Below are 14,253 nucleotides of genomic sequence, written 5' to 3'. Positions count from 1 at the left end.
CTGCAATTCCACCTTTCATCGAGGTGGTGTTGCAACGACCCCATGACTCCGAGCCACCTTGAGGGACTCAGAGTCCCTCAAGGTGGCCTTCACGGCCTTTCGGCAAGCAGACGGTTAACGCGTCACCTGAAGGGGTCGGGTGGACGCCACGGCCGGGGGTCTTCCGGCGCTTTTCGACGGCGCCGGTGCTGCACTTCGATCATGAGCAAGCCATCGAACCTCGTGTCCGCACTGGTCGTCGCCTGCACGGTCGCGCTCGCCGCGCCCACCGTCGCGATGGCGGCGCCCGGCCCCGCCCCGGCCGTCGTCCACGGGAAGAAGCACAAGGCCAAGCTCGAAGCGAAGGCCGAGAAGAGCCGCGTCAAGGTCGGCGAAGAGACGAAGATCAAGGGCTCGTTCGCCGACCTGGGCGGGCAGGAGTCCCTCTCCGGCGGCGAGCCGGTGGTCGTGCAGCAGCTGCGCGGCAACGTCTGGGTCGACCTGACCACCGGGACCTGCAAGCCCAACGGCGTGTTCAAGTTCAGCGTGAGCTTCCAGGTCCGCGCGAACGTCACGTTGCGGGTCTTCCACCCGGAGACCGAACTCTACGTCGGCGTCGTGTCGAGCCTGATCGGGATCGTGGTGATCTAGGAGCGCGAGAAGGCCGTGCGCATCCACTGGACGGCGAGGCAGATCATCGCGATCCAGGCGAGGATCAGGCCGATCCCGGGACCGCCGCCGGCGGTGCCGCTGGCGTGGGACGACTGCTGCGACCAGATGGCCAGCAGCCCGTCCACCGAGGCGAACCAGCCCCCGGCGGCGCACACCCAGGCCAGCCACCAGCGGCGCGTCACCAGGGCGAGCGCGGACGCGAGGATGCCGACGCCGGTCGACGTCGCGGCGAACAGCTGCGGGATGCCGCCGCCCTCGCCGGCCAGCACCTGCCAGCCGGCGTGGTCGCCGACCCACGGCAGCAACAGGCAGCCGAGCAGGATGAACGTGAACACCGCGATGGTGAACCCGCGACGGCCGAGCTCGACCGTGCGGGACGCCTGCTGGCCCACCTCGTCGATCTCGGCGGCCAGCTCGTCCAGCTCGCCGGCCTTCCCATGTTCGGTCACAACGCACACCCGCTCACCGGTTCGGGCCGGGCCGCCGGGGCACCGAAGCCCGGCAGGCCCAGCGTGACGCCGTTGGTCTTGGGCCGCAGCCCCGCCTCGGCGTTGTCACCGGCGCGCGTCCGCCGGTGGGAGATCAGGTCGCCGTCGGCGACCATGTGGTGCGGCGCGCCGTAGGTGACGACCGTCTCGACGACGTCGCCGGGGCGCACGCCGCGGTCCACGGCCGGGCCGGTCGGCGCGAAGTGCACCAGCCGGCCGTCGCGGCCGCGGCCGCTCATCCGGTGCGTCGCGGCGTCCTTGCGGCCCTCGCCGTCGGCGACGAGCAGCTCGACCCGGCGGCCGACGATCTTCTTGTTCTCGTCCCAGGAGATCGCGTTCTGCAGCTCGACCAGGCGCTCGTAGCGTTCCTGGACGACCTCCTTGGGCAGCTGGCCTTCCATCGTCGCGGCCGGCGTGCCCGGGCGCTTCGAGTACTGGAAGGTGAAGGCGCTGGAGAACCTCGCCTGCTCGACGACGTCCAGCGTCGCCTGGAAGTCCTCCTCGGTCTCCCCGGGGAAGCCGACGATGATGTCGGTGGTGATCGCCGCGTCGGGCATCGCCGCGCGGACCTCGTCGAGGATCTTCAGGTAGCGCGTGGAGCGGTAGGACCGCTTCATCTCGCGCAGCACCCGGTCGGACCCGGACTGCAGCGGCATGTGCAGCTGGTGGCAGACGTTCGGGGTCTCGGCCATCGCGTCGATGACGTCGGAGGTGAAGGCGGCCGGGTGCGGCGAGGTGAACCGGACGCGCTCCAGGCCGTCGATCCCGCCGCAGGCGCGCAGCAGCTTGCCGAACGCCTGCCTGTCGCCGAACTCGACGCCGTAGGAGTTCACGTTCTGGCCGAGCAGGGTGACCTCGAGCACGCCCTCGGCGACGAGCGCCTCGACCTCGGCCAGGATCTCGCCGGGCCGCCGGTCGCGTTCCTTGCCGCGCAACGCGGGCACGATGCAGAAGGTGCAGGTGTTGTTGCAGCCGACCGAAACGGACACCCAGCTCGCGTAGGACGATTCGCGGCGCGCGGGCAGCGTCGACGGGAACGTCTCGAGGGATTCGAGGATCTCGACCTCGGCCTCGGCGTTGTGCCGCGCGCGCTCCAGCAGCGTCGGCAGCGACCCGATGTTGTGCGTCCCGAACACGACGTCGACCCAGGGCGCCCGCTTGACGATCTCCCCGCGGTCCTTCTGCGCCAGGCACCCGCCGACGGCGATCTGCAGGTCCGGGTTCGCGGTCTTGTCCGGCCGCAGGTGCCCGAGGGTGCCGTACAGCTTGTTGTCCGCGTTCTCCCGGACGGCGCAGGTGTTGAACACGATGAGGTCGGGCTTGGCCCCGTCGGCGACGGGGGTGTATCCGGCCTCTTCGAGCTGCCCGGCGAGCCGCTCGGAGTCGTGGACGTTCATCTGGCAGCCGAAGGTGCGGATCTGGTACGCCCTGGGTGCCTGGTTCTCGGTCATCGCCGTTCAGGGTAACCCCGGGGCCGGGGCCGCCTGCCCGGCGCCCACCTGGTCAGCGCCGGTGTCTTCGCCGGGGAGGGCGAAGAGGGGGCGCTGGTCCGGGTCGTCCGGTTCGCCGCCCAGGCGGAGGCACTTGCGGCAGCTGACCGGCTGGTGGGTCGGGGTGACCTCGCCGCCCGCGCCCAGGCCCGACCAGCCCTGGTGGCACGCCGGGGCCGGGAGGGTCAGGCTGTTCATCCACGGCACCCAGCTGACCCGGTGGGCGACGCCGGAACGGCCGATGTGCAGCCGCATGCCGGTGAACAGGTGGTGCTGCTCTTCCGCGAAGCGCGCGGGGTCGATGGGCGGGACCGGGAACAGGGGAATCGGCTCGCTCATCCTCCCAGTATGGCGGGTCGTACACCGGGAATTCGGGAGGAAGCCACCCCGGCCGGGTACGTTGCCGCCGTGAAGACTCCGGCCCTGCTGCTGTCCGCCGTGCTCACCGTCACCCTGGCCACGCCGGCTTCGGCCGAAAGCGGGGCGCTCGCGCCCGGTGTGACGGTCCAGACCACCGTGTCCGGCGAAGGCACCGGCCACAACACCTGGACGGCCACCGTGCAGGTGCCCGGCGGCGCCAGCCCCGCCCCGGACGCGCCGCCGTCCGCGCTCGGCACCTGGGAACACGCCGACGCGCTGGTGACCGCCTTGCGCGGCAAGGGTTTCGCCGCGCGTGCCGAGGAGGTCGACTGGCCGGCGTTCGCCGACACCCCGCGCGGCGCGCTCGGCTGGCGGGTGCGCGTCGGCTCCTTCGCCGACCAGGCGTCGGCCGCCGCGACGGTGAAAGCCATGGCCACCAACGGGTTCTCCGCCGCCGCCGAGTGGACCGGGCAGGACGGGCCGCAGGCGCAGGGGCCGCAGCACGTGCGGGTCGCGATCGTCGACCCGCGGCGGTTCGGTGGGCAGATCGTGGCGTCGCACGGCGAATCGGTGGCGGGACGGCGTACGACGTCGGCGTTGTCGGCCGCGGCCGGGGCGCTGGTCGGTGTCAACGGCGGCTTCTTCGTCATCGACCCGCGCGACGGCATCCCCGGCGAACCGGCGGGTGCCGGCGTCTACCAGGGTCTCCTGCAGAGCGAAGCCACGGCCGGGCGGCCCGCGCTGCTGCTCGGCGAACGGCCTTCGATCGGCATGCCGCGGACCGTGCTGACCGTCGGCGACCGGCGCGTCGACGGCGTGAACCGCAAGCCGGGCCTGGTCCGCAACTGCGGCGAGCCCGGGAACGTCCCGACCGACCGGCCGCTGCACGACACGACCTGCACCCACGCCGACGACCTGGTGCTGTTCACGCCGCAGCTCGGCACGCCCACCCCCGCCGGCGACGGGGTCGAAGCCGTGCTGGACGCCCACGACGTCGTCACCGCGATCCGCGCGCCTGGCGGTGACGTGCCCGCGGGCGGGCACACCGTGCAGGGCGTCGGCACCGCCGCGACGTGGCTGGCCGCAAACGCGCGGCCGGGGGCGCGGCTGCGCGTCGGGACGCGGATCTTCGACGGCACCCGCCCGATCCACCCGGCCGGCGTGGTCAACGGCGGCCCGTGGCTGGTCCGCGACGGCCGGATCGCGGTGGACGCGGCGGCGGACGGCGTCGTGCACCCCGGCGACCCGTCGTTCGTGTACGGCTGGGGCGTCAAGCGCAACCCGCGGACGATGGTCGGCCTCGACCGCCGGGGACGGCTGCTGATCGTGGCGGCCGACGGGCGTCAGCCCGGGTACAGCGAAGGGCTTTCGCTGCTGGAGGGCGCGCAGCTGATGGCGCGGCTGGGCGCGGTGACCGCGATCAACCTCGACGGCGGCGGTTCGACGGCCATGGCGATCAACGGCCGGCTGGTCAGCTCGCCCTCCGACGCAACCGGCGAGCGCCCGGTCGGCGACGCCGTGCTGGTGGTGCCGCGCTAACGCAGGTCGACAACGCCGCGCACGGCTTCCAGCAACGCCGCCCGGTGCTCGGTGCGCGGCGCGCCTCGGATCCGGCCCGGCTGCGGTGATCAGCCAGTTTCCTGTCATGCGCTGGACGATCGCTAACAGGTGGTGCCGCGCTGACGCCGCCCGGTGCTCGGCGAGCCGCAGATCCGGCCCGGCGGCGATCAGCCAGCTTCCATTCATCCGCAGCACAATCGCGAACAAGTCGGCCGCAGGACGGCCGCCGCGCTAACGCGGGTCGACAACACCGCGCACAGCTTCCAGCAACGCCGCCCGGTGCTCGGCCAGCCGCGAATCCGACCCGGCTGCCGCGATCAACGCCGGTGGCGCGCTCAGCCAGCTTTCCGTCATCCGCAGCACGATCGCGAACAAGTCGGCCGCCGGGAGGTCCCCGCGGACCCGCCCGTCGCGCTGCGCTGCCGCGACCGCGTCGACGCGGGCCCGGAAGCGGTCGACCTCGGCGGCGGAGGGCTCGATCCGCTCGAGCGTGCGCCACGTGGCGAGCCGCCGCGACCGGGTGTTGGCCAGCATGTAGTCGTACCGCGCGGCGGCGAAGGCGTTGAGGTCGCCGTCGGCCATCGGCGCCGCTTCGAAAACCGCTCGCGCCTCTTCTTCCACCACCGCGTCGAACAGCTGGTTCTTGTCGCCGAAGTAGACGTAGATCAGCCGCTTGTTGGCCCCGGCGCGCTCGGCGATCCGGTCGATCCGCGCGCCGGCCGGGCCGTGCTCGGCGAACTCCGCCGTCGCCGCGTCGAGCAGGAGCGCCTTCGTGGCCGCGGAGTCGCGGGGACGGGGCTTGGTCACCACGCCACCGGGCCCGAGGCGGCGAAGAACCCGCCCGTCGGGCCGTCCGGGCCGGTCTGGGCCAGCCGCACGGTGGCTTCGGCGCCCTGCTCCACCGTCTGGAAACCGGTGTTGTGGTTGAGATCGGTCTTCGTGTAGCCGGGGTCCACGGCGTTGATCCGCATCTCCGGGAACGCCTTGGCGTACTGGACGGTGACCATGTTCAGCGCCGCCTTGGACGACGGATACGCGACACCCTGGTAGAAGTGCGTGAACGAGGCCGGGTCGGCCAGGTCCGCCGTCCGCGCCAGGCCGCTGCTGACGTTGACCACCACCGGGTTCGCCGACCGCCGCAGCAGCGGCAGGAACGCGCCGGTGACCCGGACGACCCCGAACACGTTGGTCTCGTACAGGTCCCGCAGCTGATCGGCGGTCACGTCGGCGGCGCCGATCACCCCGCCGTCGGACGTCCGGCCCTCGACGCCGGCGTTGTTCACCAGGACGTCCAGTCCCCCGCCCGCCTCGACGGTCTCGACCGCCGCGGCCACCGACGCGTCGTCGGTCACGTCGAGCTGCACGAACCGCGCGCCCAGCCGCTCGGCCGCCTCGCGGCCGCGTTCGGCGTCGCGCGCTCCGACGTACACGGTGTGGCCGGCGGCGATGAGCTGGCGTGCCGTCTCGTAGCCGATGCCCTTGTTCGCGCCGGTGACCAGCGTTGTTGTCATGACCATCACTCCACCCTGTATCTAACTGGATAGTTACAAAATAGCTCCGGTCGAAGAAGTAAGTCAATGGTTAGTTACTTCACTCGGGACCGGCGCATCGCGACCGCGGGCCCGGGAGTCTGGCACGATCGGGCCGTGGCCCGGACCCGGCGGATGCGCGCGTTCGCGATGCTCGGCGCCCTGCTCACGTTCGCCACGCTGCTGACGGGGTGCTCGTCCGGTTTCGCCGGCCTGCGGCTGCGGATCGCCGCGGGCAACTCGGGCGGTGTCTACGACAAGCTCGCGCAGACCCTGGCCACCGCCTGGCAGTCGGACCTGGACATCGACCGGCCGCTGGTGCTGCAGACCCAGGGCTCGCCGGACAACGTCGACCGGGTGCTGGCCGGCACCGCCGACGTCGGGTTCGTCGCCGCCGACGTCGCGGCCGACGAGTACAAGAAGAACCCCCGGCTGGCCACGCTCGCCCGGATCCACGACGACTACCTGCACATCGTGGTCCGCACCGACTCCCCGATCCACACCGTGGACCAGCTGAAGGGCCGCCGGATCGCGATCGGCTCGCCCGCCTCCGGCGTCGAGTACATCGCCAGCAAGCTGCTGCAGGCCGCCGGCCTGACCGGCTCGGTCAGCACCACCACGCGCGGCCTCGACGACTCGGTCGCGGCGCTGCTGCGCGGCGACATCGACGCCTTCTTCTGGTCCGGCGGCCTGCCGACGCCGTCGATCGCCCGCTACAACGACCAGAAGTCGCTGCGCCTGCTCGACATCGCCGACCTGATGCCGAAGATGCAGGAGATCAACCAGGTCTACGGCACCGCGTCGATCCCGGCGAGCACGTACGAGCAGTCCGGGCCGGTCACCACGCTGCTGGTGCCGAACTTCCTGGTGGTACCGGAGTCGATGCCCGAAGACGTCGCCGAGGCGCTGGTCAGCGGCCTGTTCGCGGCCCGGGCGCAGCTCGCGAAGGCCAACCCGGCGGCGCTGTCGATCGACGTCCACCCGGGCATCGAGACCCAGCCGATCCCGCTGCACCCCGGCGCGCTGCGCTACTACCGGTCACAGAAGGACTGAGGGACCTCAGGCCGCCGGGAACGTCATCCTGATCCGGAGGCCGCCGCCGTCGGGCAGGTCGAGGGCCAGCTTCCCGTAGGAGTGCGCGACGATCTCGCTGACGATCGCCAGGCCGAGCCCGGACCCGGGCACGTTCTGGTGGGCGCTGCTGCGCCAGAACCGGTCGAGCGCCCGGTCGAGCTCGTCGGGCCGCAGGCCGGGGCCGTGGTCCCGGACCGACAACGTGACCTCGTCACCCTCGCGGGCGACGACGATCCGGATCTCGGTGCCGGCGGCGGTGAACTTCAGCGCGTTGTCCAGCAGCGCGTCGAGGATCGTCTCGGCGCCGCGCGGCGGCATCCGCACGCGGACGTCGTCGCCGGCCACGTCGACGACCAGCCGCACGTCCCGCGCCTCGCCGACCACCGACCAGTCGGCGACCCGCTCGGCGACGGCCCCGGCCAGGTCGAGGGGGTCCAGCTCGCCGCCGGAGGCCTCGGCGCGGGCCATCGACAGCAGGCCGTCGAGGATCTGGTGCAGCCGGCCGGCGTCGATCCGGGCGGCTTCGAGGTCCGCCGCCGCGGGCTCGTCGACGACGTGGCCTTCGAGGTTCCCGAGCCGGATCTTGAGCGCGGTCAGCGGGTTGCGCAGCTGGTGCGACGCGTCGGCGACGAACACCCGCTGCGCCTCCAGCGCCCCGGACACGCTCTCGGCCATCCGGTCGAAGGACCGCCCGAGCTGCCGCAGCTCCGGCGGCCCGCCGCCCTCGCCCACCGGCTCGGCGGCCCGGCCGCTGACCACGGACGCGACCAGCTCGCCGGTCGCGTCGTCGAGCCGCTTCACCGGCCGCAGGATCCACCGGACCACCGGGATCGCCACCGCCAGGGCCAGCACGAACGCGAGCACCCCGCCCGCGGCCAGCACCACGAACCACCACAGCACGTCGGTGCGCGCGGCCGTGGTGTCCGAGACGGTCACGACCGCGCCGCGCACCTCGCCGTCGGCCAGCACCGGCTCGGCCAGCACCAGCGGCTCGGTGTTCCACGGCATCAGCATCCCGCCGGGCTGCGACCGGCGGCCGGCCAGCGCGTCGTGGACCGGGCCGGTGATCCGCGCGGCCTTCAGGTCGATCCGCGCGGCGTTCGGGCCGAGCTCGCTCTCGACCGGCTTGCCGTCCTGGTTGAACACCACCACCTGCACGCCGTACACGTCGGTGTAGCGGCGCAGGTCGGGAATGAGCAGCTGCGGCTTGTTGTCCAGCAGCGGGCGCTGGGCCAGCGACGCGAACCGCGCGGTGTCGGTCAGCCGGTCGAGGAAGAGGTCCTGCTGCGCGCCCGAGGCGATCGTCGTGGCGAGCGGGATGCCGAGGCCGAAGACCAGCAACGCCACCAGCGTCAGCACGATGCCCTGCAGCCGGACGCGCACGTCAGCTCCGGGCGGCCTGGCCGCCGAGGCGGTAGCCCACCCCGCGGACCGTCTCGATCAGCGCCGGGCGGCCGAGCTTGGTCCGCAGCGTCGCGACGTGGACGTCCAGCGACCGGCTCTCCGCCGGGCCCCGATGCCCCCACACCTCGGTGAGCACGTGCTCGCGCGAACAGACGTTGCCGCGCGCGCCCGCCACCAGGGCGAGCACCTGGAACTCCTTGCGGGACAACGCGATCGCCTGCCCGCCGACCAGCACTTCGTGCCGGGACAGGTCGACGCTGACGTCCCCGACCCGGATCACCACGGGCTCGGCGGGCGCGGTGTGCTCGCCCCGGCGGCGGCGCACCGCCTCGACGCGGGCCATCAGCTCTTCGACGTCGTAGGGCTTGACCAGGTAGTCGTCGGCGCCCGCGCGCAGGCCCTGGATCCGGTCGTCGACCTCGCCGCGGGCCGAGACCACGATGATCGCGACGTCGCTGACGGCGCGGATCTGGCGGCACAGCGTCACGCCGTCGATGTCGGGCAGCCCCAGGTCGAGCAGGATGACGTCGACCTCGTGCACCCGGTCCAGCACCCCGGCCCCGGAGGCGAGCCGCGCGATCGCCAGGCCGCGCCGGGTCAGCGCCGGGATGAGCGCCCCCGCGACCCGGTCGTCGTCCTCCACCAGCAGCACCCGCACCCCGTCCGCCCTCCGCGTGACCTGCTTCACCCCAGCCGGTAGCGAAGAACTCTAGGACGTCGCCGCGGCGGCCGCACCGGACACCCGGATGGTCACTGTCCGTGATTTCAGCTCGACGGAGGTCACGAAGGCATCAATACTCACCAAAAGGACATCGATACCCACTTGAAACCCTAAGTATTGCTCAAGCAGCCTTGCCAACCGGTAGAGCAACGGTAGGTTTCCGCCATCGCGTGGTGACCCACACCCACTTGCCGGTACGAACAGCTCTGGAGGCCAGATGACCGCGGAGGTGGCGGCGCCGATGATCAAGGCGTCCGCCGTGAACAAGTACTTCGGCGACCTGCACGTGCTCAGGGAGATCACGCTCGAGGTACCTCGCGGCCAGGTAGTGGTGGTGCTGGGCCCGTCCGGGTCCGGCAAGTCGACGCTCTGCCGGGCGATCAACCGGCTCGAGCCCATCAACTCGGGCGAGATCGCCGTCGACGGCACGCCGCTGCCGTCGGAGGGCAAGGCCCTGGCCGCGCTCCGGGCCGACGTCGGCATGGTGTTCCAGTCGTTCAACCTGTTCGCGCACAAGACCATCGTCGAGAACGTGATGCTGGCGCCGACGAAGGTCCGCAAGGCCTCGAAGGACGAAGCCCGCAAGACGGCGATGGAGCTGCTGGAGCGCGTCGGGATCGCCAACCAGGCCGACAAGTACCCGGCGCAGCTCTCGGGCGGTCAGCAGCAGCGCGTCGCCATCGCGCGGGCGCTGGCCATGCGTCCCAAGGTCATGCTCTTCGACGAGCCGACCTCCGCGCTGGACCCGGAAATGGTCCAGGAGGTCCTCGACGTGATGACGGGCCTGGCCAAGGACGGCATGACCATGCTGGTCGTCACCCACGAGATGGGCTTCGCCCGCCGGGCAGCCGATCGGGTGATCTTCATGGCCGACGGCGAGATCGTCGAGGACACGACGCCGGAAGAGTTCTTCTCCGCGCCGAAGAGCGAGCGCGCGAAGGACTTCCTCGGCAAGATCCTCACCCACTGAGCACACCACTGAGTGCTTTCCTCCGGCCCGAAGCCGGACGAGATTCGGAAGGAAACCTGAGAGACGATGCGGTTTAGTCGAGTTCTGCAGACGGGTGCGGTCGTCATGGCCGCCGGTCTGGCCCTGGCGGCCTGCGGCGGCGGGTCCGGCAGCAGCGGCGCGAGCGGCGACAAGAACCTGGTCCAGCGGGCCAAGGACAACAAGAAGCTGACCATCGGCATCAAGTTCGACCAGCCGGGCCTCGGCCTGAAGAAGCCGGACGGCTCCTACGCCGGCTTCGACGTCGACGTCGCGAAGTACATCGCGAAGCAGCTCGGCGTGGAAGAGTCGGGGATCACCTGGAAGGAAGCGCAGTCCGCGCAGCGCGAGGACCTGATCAAGAAGGGTGAGGTCGACTTCATCGTCGCCACCTACTCGATCACCGACAAGCGCAAGAACGACGTCTCCTTCGGCGGCCCGTACTTCGTCGCGCACCAGGACCTGCTGGTGCGGTCGGACAACACCGACATCACCGGCCCCGAGTCGCTGACCGGCAACAAGAAGCTCTGCTCGGTCAAGGGCTCGACCCCGGCGCAGAACGTCAAGACGAAGTACGCCAAGGACGTCCAGCTGCAGGAGGTCGGCAAGTACACCGACTGCGTGACCGCGCTCCTGAACGGCACCGTCGACGCGATGACCACCGACGACGTCATCCTCGCCGGTTACGCCGCGCAGCAGCCCGGCAAGCTGAAGCTGGTCGGCAAGGGCTTCTCCGACGAGAACTACGGCGTCGGCCTGAAGAAGGACGACGCGGACGGCAAGGCCGCCGTCAACAAGGCGATCCAGGCCATGGAGCAGGACGGTTCCTGGCAGAAGTCGCTGGAGACGAACGTCGGCCCGTCGGGCTACAAGATCCCGGCCGTGCCGACGATCGCGCCCTGACCCGAATCCGCAGTTGAACGGTGCGCCGCGGCTCGCGGCGCACCGTTCCCGTTCCGAGGCCAGGTTGGACAACAGTGTTCGATTTCCTCAGCAATCCTGACTACAACCTCGTCGACGCGTTCTGGACGACGATCCAGCTGACGTTCTTCTCGGCGATCGGCGCGCTGATCTGGGGCACGATCCTCGTGGGCATGCGCGTCAGCCCGGTACCGATCATGCGCGGCTTCGCCACCGCGTACGTGAACGTCTTCCGGAACACCCCGCTGACCGTGATCATCATCTTCACCTCACTGGGGCTGTCCTCCACGCTGGGCATCAACCTGGCCCCGTCCGACTCGCCCACCTCGCTGGCCGACAACGCGTTCCGGCTGGCCGTGCTGGGCTTCATCGTCTACACCGCGACGTTCGTGTGCGAATCGCTGCGGTCGGGCATCAACACCGTCCCGGTCGGCCAGGCCGAGGCGGCGCGGGCGCTGGGCCTCAACTTCCTGCAGGTCCTGAGCCTGATCGTGCTGCCCCAGGCGTTCCGCGCGGTGATCGCGCCGCTGGCGAACGTCCTGATCGCCCTGCTGAAGAACACCACGGTCGCCTCGGTGATCGGCGTCGCGGAGGCGTCGCTGCTGATGTCCACGATGGTGGAGAACGAGTCCGACTCCCTGTTCTACGTCTTCATCCTGTTCGCCCTGGTGTTCGTCGCGCTGGTACTGCCACTCGGCCTGCTGCTCGGCTGGGTCGCCAAGAAAGCCGAGGTCAAGCGATGAGCACGCAGTCCGTCCTCTACGACGTCCCCGGCCCGAAGGCCCGCACCCGCAACTGGCTCTACTCGGTGCTGTTCGTGCTGGTGCTGCTGGCCGTGGCGTACTTCGTCTACGACCGCTTCAACGAGAAGGGCCAGTGGGCGGGCGCGCTCTGGAAGCCGTTCGTCGAAGGGTCGACCTGGACCCAGTTCCTGCTGCCGGGCCTGGTCAAGACGCTCGAAGCGGCCGCCCTGTCCATCGTGATCGCGCTGCCGATCGGCGCCCTGCTGGGCATCGGCCGGCTGTCCCAGCACAAGTGGGTGCGGATCCCGGTCGGCGCCGTGGTCGAGTTCTTCCGCGCCATCCCGGTGCTGCTGCTGATGGTGTTCGGGGCGTCGTTGTACGCCTACTACACCAGCATCGACGCGGACAGCCGGCCGCTGTTCGCGGCCGTCACCGGCCTGGTGCTCTACAACGCGTCGGTGATGGCGGAGGTGTTCCGGGCCGGGATCCTGTCGCTGCCGAAGGGGCAGACGGAGGCGTCGTCGGCGCTGGGCCTGCGCAAGACCCAGACGATGGTCAGCATCCTGCTCCCCCAGGCCATCACGCTGATGCTGCCGGCGCTGGTCAGCCAGCTGGTGGTCATCCTCAAGGACACCGCGCTCGCCGGCCAGCTGACGATCGGCTACGACGAGCTGATCCGCGGGTCCGGGCCGATCACCGGCAACTTCAACAACACGATCCCGACGCTCATCGTCATCGCGATCATCTTCATCACGCTCAACCTGCTCCTGTCGTGGTTCGCCTCGTACCTGGAGCGGAAGCTGTCACGCCGGAAGAAGGCCCCGCGCGGCGCCAAGCCGATGGACCAGCCGCCGTCCGCGGTGGTGGCGGCTACCGACTTCAACACCGGTCGCTCGGTCTGACCCCGGATCACCGGAAGCGGGCAGGTGCGGAACTCCGCGCCTGCCCGCTTTTTCGTTCACCCCGCCGAGGGTGGACGTACTCGGGGGTCACCCCTAGCGTCGGGCGCATGGGTGTCGCACTGGTGACCGGAAGTTCCCGAGGGCTGGGCCGCGTGATCGCGCGGCGGCTGGCCCGCGACGGGTTCGCGGTGGCGGTGAACGCGCTGCACGACGACCCAGACCTCAAGGTCGCCGCCGAGGAGGTCCTGGCCGAGGGCGGCAAGGCCGCCGCCTTCGCCGCCGACGTGACCGACCGGCGCCAGGTCGGCGAGCTGATCGACGCGGTGACGGCGCTGCTCGGCCCGGTCGAGGTCCTGGTCCTCAACGCGACCGGCCCCCAGCCGAACGGCCTGGTGTCCGAAGTGGACTGGCCGGATCACCTGGCCGAGCTGGACTTCTTCGTGCGCTCGCCGGTGCTGCTCGGCCACGCGGTGCTGCCGGGGATGCGCTCGCGGGGCCACGGCCGGATCGTGCACGTCGATTCGGAGCAGGCGGACCGCCCGCCGGTCGGCCGCTCGGCGTACGCGACGGCGAAGGCGGCCCAGGTCGGCCTGGCCCGCGCGTGGGCCCGCGAACTCGCCCCGGACGGCATCACGGTCAACACGGTGGCCCCGGGCTTCATCCCGGTGGAACGCCACGCGGACGTCCCGGAAGCCGAGCGCGCGGCCTACCTGGCCGGCGTCCCGATGGGCCACCTGGGCACCCCGGACGACGTGGCCACGGCGGTGAGCTTCTTCGCTTCGAAGGACGCGGGCTTCATCACCGGCCAGCGGCTCCGGGTGGACGGCGGCCGCGCGCTCGGCTGACCTGCCGGTCACACGGCCCCTGCGTGGGCCGTACTGCCACCACCCGGCCCCGCGGCTCATCACCGGCCAGCGGCAGCCGGTCCACCGCGGTCGCGCGCTCGGCTCACCGCAGCCCCGCGAACCACGTCCCTTCCGCCACCCGGCGAAGCAGCTCATCACCGGTCAGCGGCTGACGGTCCACTGCGGTCGCACTGCCGGTCGACCTGCCGCAGCCCCGCGGTGCCCCTGAATCCTGCGCACGAGCGTGGGCACATCCGCTTTTGCCACCCGGCCAAGCGGCTCATCACCGGCCGGCGACCGCCCGTCCACCACGGCCGCCCCGCGCAACCCCACCGACCCTGCAAACGCAGCGCGCCCCCCCTTCCGCCCCCGGCCAAGCGGCTCATCACCGGTCAGCGGCCACCGATTCACCACGGCCGCGCACTCGACCGACGCGCCGCAACCCCGTAAACGCAGCGCGGGCCACACCCGCTTCCCACCACCCGGCCAAGCGCCTCATCACCGGCCAGCGACTGCCGATCCACCACGGCCGCGCTCAGCCGACCCGCGCAACCCCACCGACCCTGCAAACGCAGCC

At 71.2% G+C, this 14,253-nt stretch carries 15 protein-coding genes; 8 read left to right on the top strand and 7 right to left on the bottom strand.

Annotation, left to right across the window (positions count from 1 at the left end; genetic code table 11):
- The first annotated feature begins 201 nt into the window (after positions 1–201).
- Complete coding sequence (locus tag ACGFMK_RS47190; RefSeq protein WP_392778041.1) at positions 202–630, top strand: hypothetical protein; 429 nt, start codon at positions 202–204, stop codon at positions 628–630.
- Here the strand turns inward: ACGFMK_RS47190 and ACGFMK_RS47185 are convergent.
- Genes ACGFMK_RS47185 through ACGFMK_RS47175 form a run of 3 tightly spaced genes read right to left on the bottom strand, consistent with a single transcriptional unit; the run spans position 627 to position 2,968 of the window.
- Entirely contained in the window at positions 627–1,100 is a 474-nt protein-coding gene (locus tag ACGFMK_RS47185; protein ID WP_392778039.1) for a hypothetical protein, read from the bottom strand. The genes ACGFMK_RS47190 and ACGFMK_RS47185 overlap by 4 nt on opposite strands.
- Complete coding sequence (miaB, locus tag ACGFMK_RS47180) at positions 1,097–2,590, bottom strand: tRNA (N6-isopentenyl adenosine(37)-C2)-methylthiotransferase MiaB (RefSeq protein ID WP_392778036.1); 1,494 nt, start codon at positions 2,588–2,590, stop codon at positions 1,097–1,099. The genes ACGFMK_RS47185 and miaB overlap by 4 nt, the downstream gene beginning before the upstream one ends.
- A 6-nt stretch (positions 2,591–2,596) precedes the next feature.
- Positions 2,597–2,968 carry a hypothetical protein gene (locus ACGFMK_RS47175; RefSeq protein ID WP_392778033.1) on the bottom strand — a complete coding sequence of 124 codons (372 nt, stop codon included), beginning with the start codon at positions 2,966–2,968 and terminating at the stop codon, positions 2,597–2,599.
- A gap of 69 nt (positions 2,969–3,037) precedes the next feature.
- Between ACGFMK_RS47175 and ACGFMK_RS47170 the strand changes: the two genes are divergently transcribed.
- The gene (locus ACGFMK_RS47170) at positions 3,038–4,528 is read left to right on the top strand and encodes a phosphodiester glycosidase family protein (RefSeq protein WP_392778030.1); all 1,491 of its coding nucleotides are present in this window, start codon (positions 3,038–3,040) and stop codon (positions 4,526–4,528) included.
- A gap of 252 nt (positions 4,529–4,780) precedes the next feature.
- Here ACGFMK_RS47170 and ACGFMK_RS47165 read toward each other — a convergent pair whose 3' ends face one another.
- A complete protein-coding gene (locus ACGFMK_RS47165; protein ID WP_392778028.1) occupies positions 4,781–5,356 on the bottom strand; it encodes a TetR family transcriptional regulator in 576 nt (191 codons plus the stop codon).
- A complete protein-coding gene (locus ACGFMK_RS47160) occupies positions 5,353–6,060 on the bottom strand; it encodes an SDR family NAD(P)-dependent oxidoreductase (RefSeq protein WP_392778025.1) in 708 nt (235 codons plus the stop codon). The genes ACGFMK_RS47165 and ACGFMK_RS47160 overlap by 4 nt, the downstream gene beginning before the upstream one ends.
- Before the next feature lie 135 nt (positions 6,061–6,195).
- Here ACGFMK_RS47160 and ACGFMK_RS47155 point away from each other — a divergent pair, with 135 nt between their 5' ends.
- Entirely contained in the window at positions 6,196–7,131 is a 936-nt protein-coding gene (locus ACGFMK_RS47155; RefSeq protein WP_392778022.1) for a TAXI family TRAP transporter solute-binding subunit, read from the top strand.
- A gap of 6 nt (positions 7,132–7,137) precedes the next feature.
- Here the strand turns inward: ACGFMK_RS47155 and ACGFMK_RS47150 are convergent, their stop codons facing one another.
- Both ACGFMK_RS47150 and ACGFMK_RS47145 read right to left on the bottom strand, forming a co-directional pair.
- Positions 7,138–8,535 carry a sensor histidine kinase gene (locus ACGFMK_RS47150; protein ID WP_392778019.1) on the bottom strand — a complete coding sequence of 466 codons (1,398 nt, stop codon included), beginning with the start codon at positions 8,533–8,535 and terminating at the stop codon, positions 7,138–7,140.
- Between the two features lies 1 nt (position 8,536).
- On the bottom strand, positions 8,537–9,214 hold the full coding sequence (locus ACGFMK_RS47145) for a response regulator transcription factor (protein ID WP_392778017.1): 678 nt from the start codon (positions 9,212–9,214) through the stop codon (positions 8,537–8,539).
- A gap of 304 nt (positions 9,215–9,518) precedes the next feature.
- On the opposite strand from ACGFMK_RS47145, the gene ACGFMK_RS47140 reads away from it, so the two are divergent.
- From ACGFMK_RS47140 to ACGFMK_RS47120, 5 genes are all read left to right on the top strand, one after another.
- Positions 9,519–10,247, top strand: a complete 729-nt coding sequence (locus ACGFMK_RS47140) for an amino acid ABC transporter ATP-binding protein (protein ID WP_323333088.1) — start codon at positions 9,519–9,521, stop codon at positions 10,245–10,247.
- 66 nt (positions 10,248–10,313) lie between these two features.
- Positions 10,314–11,168 carry a glutamate ABC transporter substrate-binding protein gene (locus ACGFMK_RS47135; RefSeq protein WP_392778015.1) on the top strand — a complete coding sequence of 285 codons (855 nt, stop codon included), beginning with the start codon at positions 10,314–10,316 and terminating at the stop codon, positions 11,166–11,168.
- A 74-nt stretch (positions 11,169–11,242) separates the two neighbouring features.
- Positions 11,243–11,929 carry an amino acid ABC transporter permease gene (locus ACGFMK_RS47130; protein ID WP_392778012.1) on the top strand — a complete coding sequence of 229 codons (687 nt, stop codon included), beginning with the start codon at positions 11,243–11,245 and terminating at the stop codon, positions 11,927–11,929.
- A complete protein-coding gene (locus ACGFMK_RS47125; protein WP_392778010.1) occupies positions 11,926–12,831 on the top strand; it encodes an amino acid ABC transporter permease in 906 nt (301 codons plus the stop codon). Before ACGFMK_RS47130 ends, ACGFMK_RS47125 begins: the two co-directional genes overlap by 4 nt.
- A 107-nt stretch (positions 12,832–12,938) precedes the next feature.
- Positions 12,939–13,676: an SDR family NAD(P)-dependent oxidoreductase gene (locus tag ACGFMK_RS47120; protein WP_392778007.1), complete on the top strand. Its 738-nt coding sequence runs from the start codon at positions 12,939–12,941 to the stop codon at positions 13,674–13,676.
- The last annotated feature ends 577 nt before the right edge of the window (positions 13,677–14,253 follow it).

Source organism: Amycolatopsis sp. NPDC049252 (genome assembly GCF_043197175.1).
Taxonomy (GTDB): domain Bacteria; phylum Actinomycetota; class Actinomycetes; order Mycobacteriales; family Pseudonocardiaceae; genus Amycolatopsis.
This window is presented reverse-complemented; position numbering and strand designations above follow the sequence as displayed.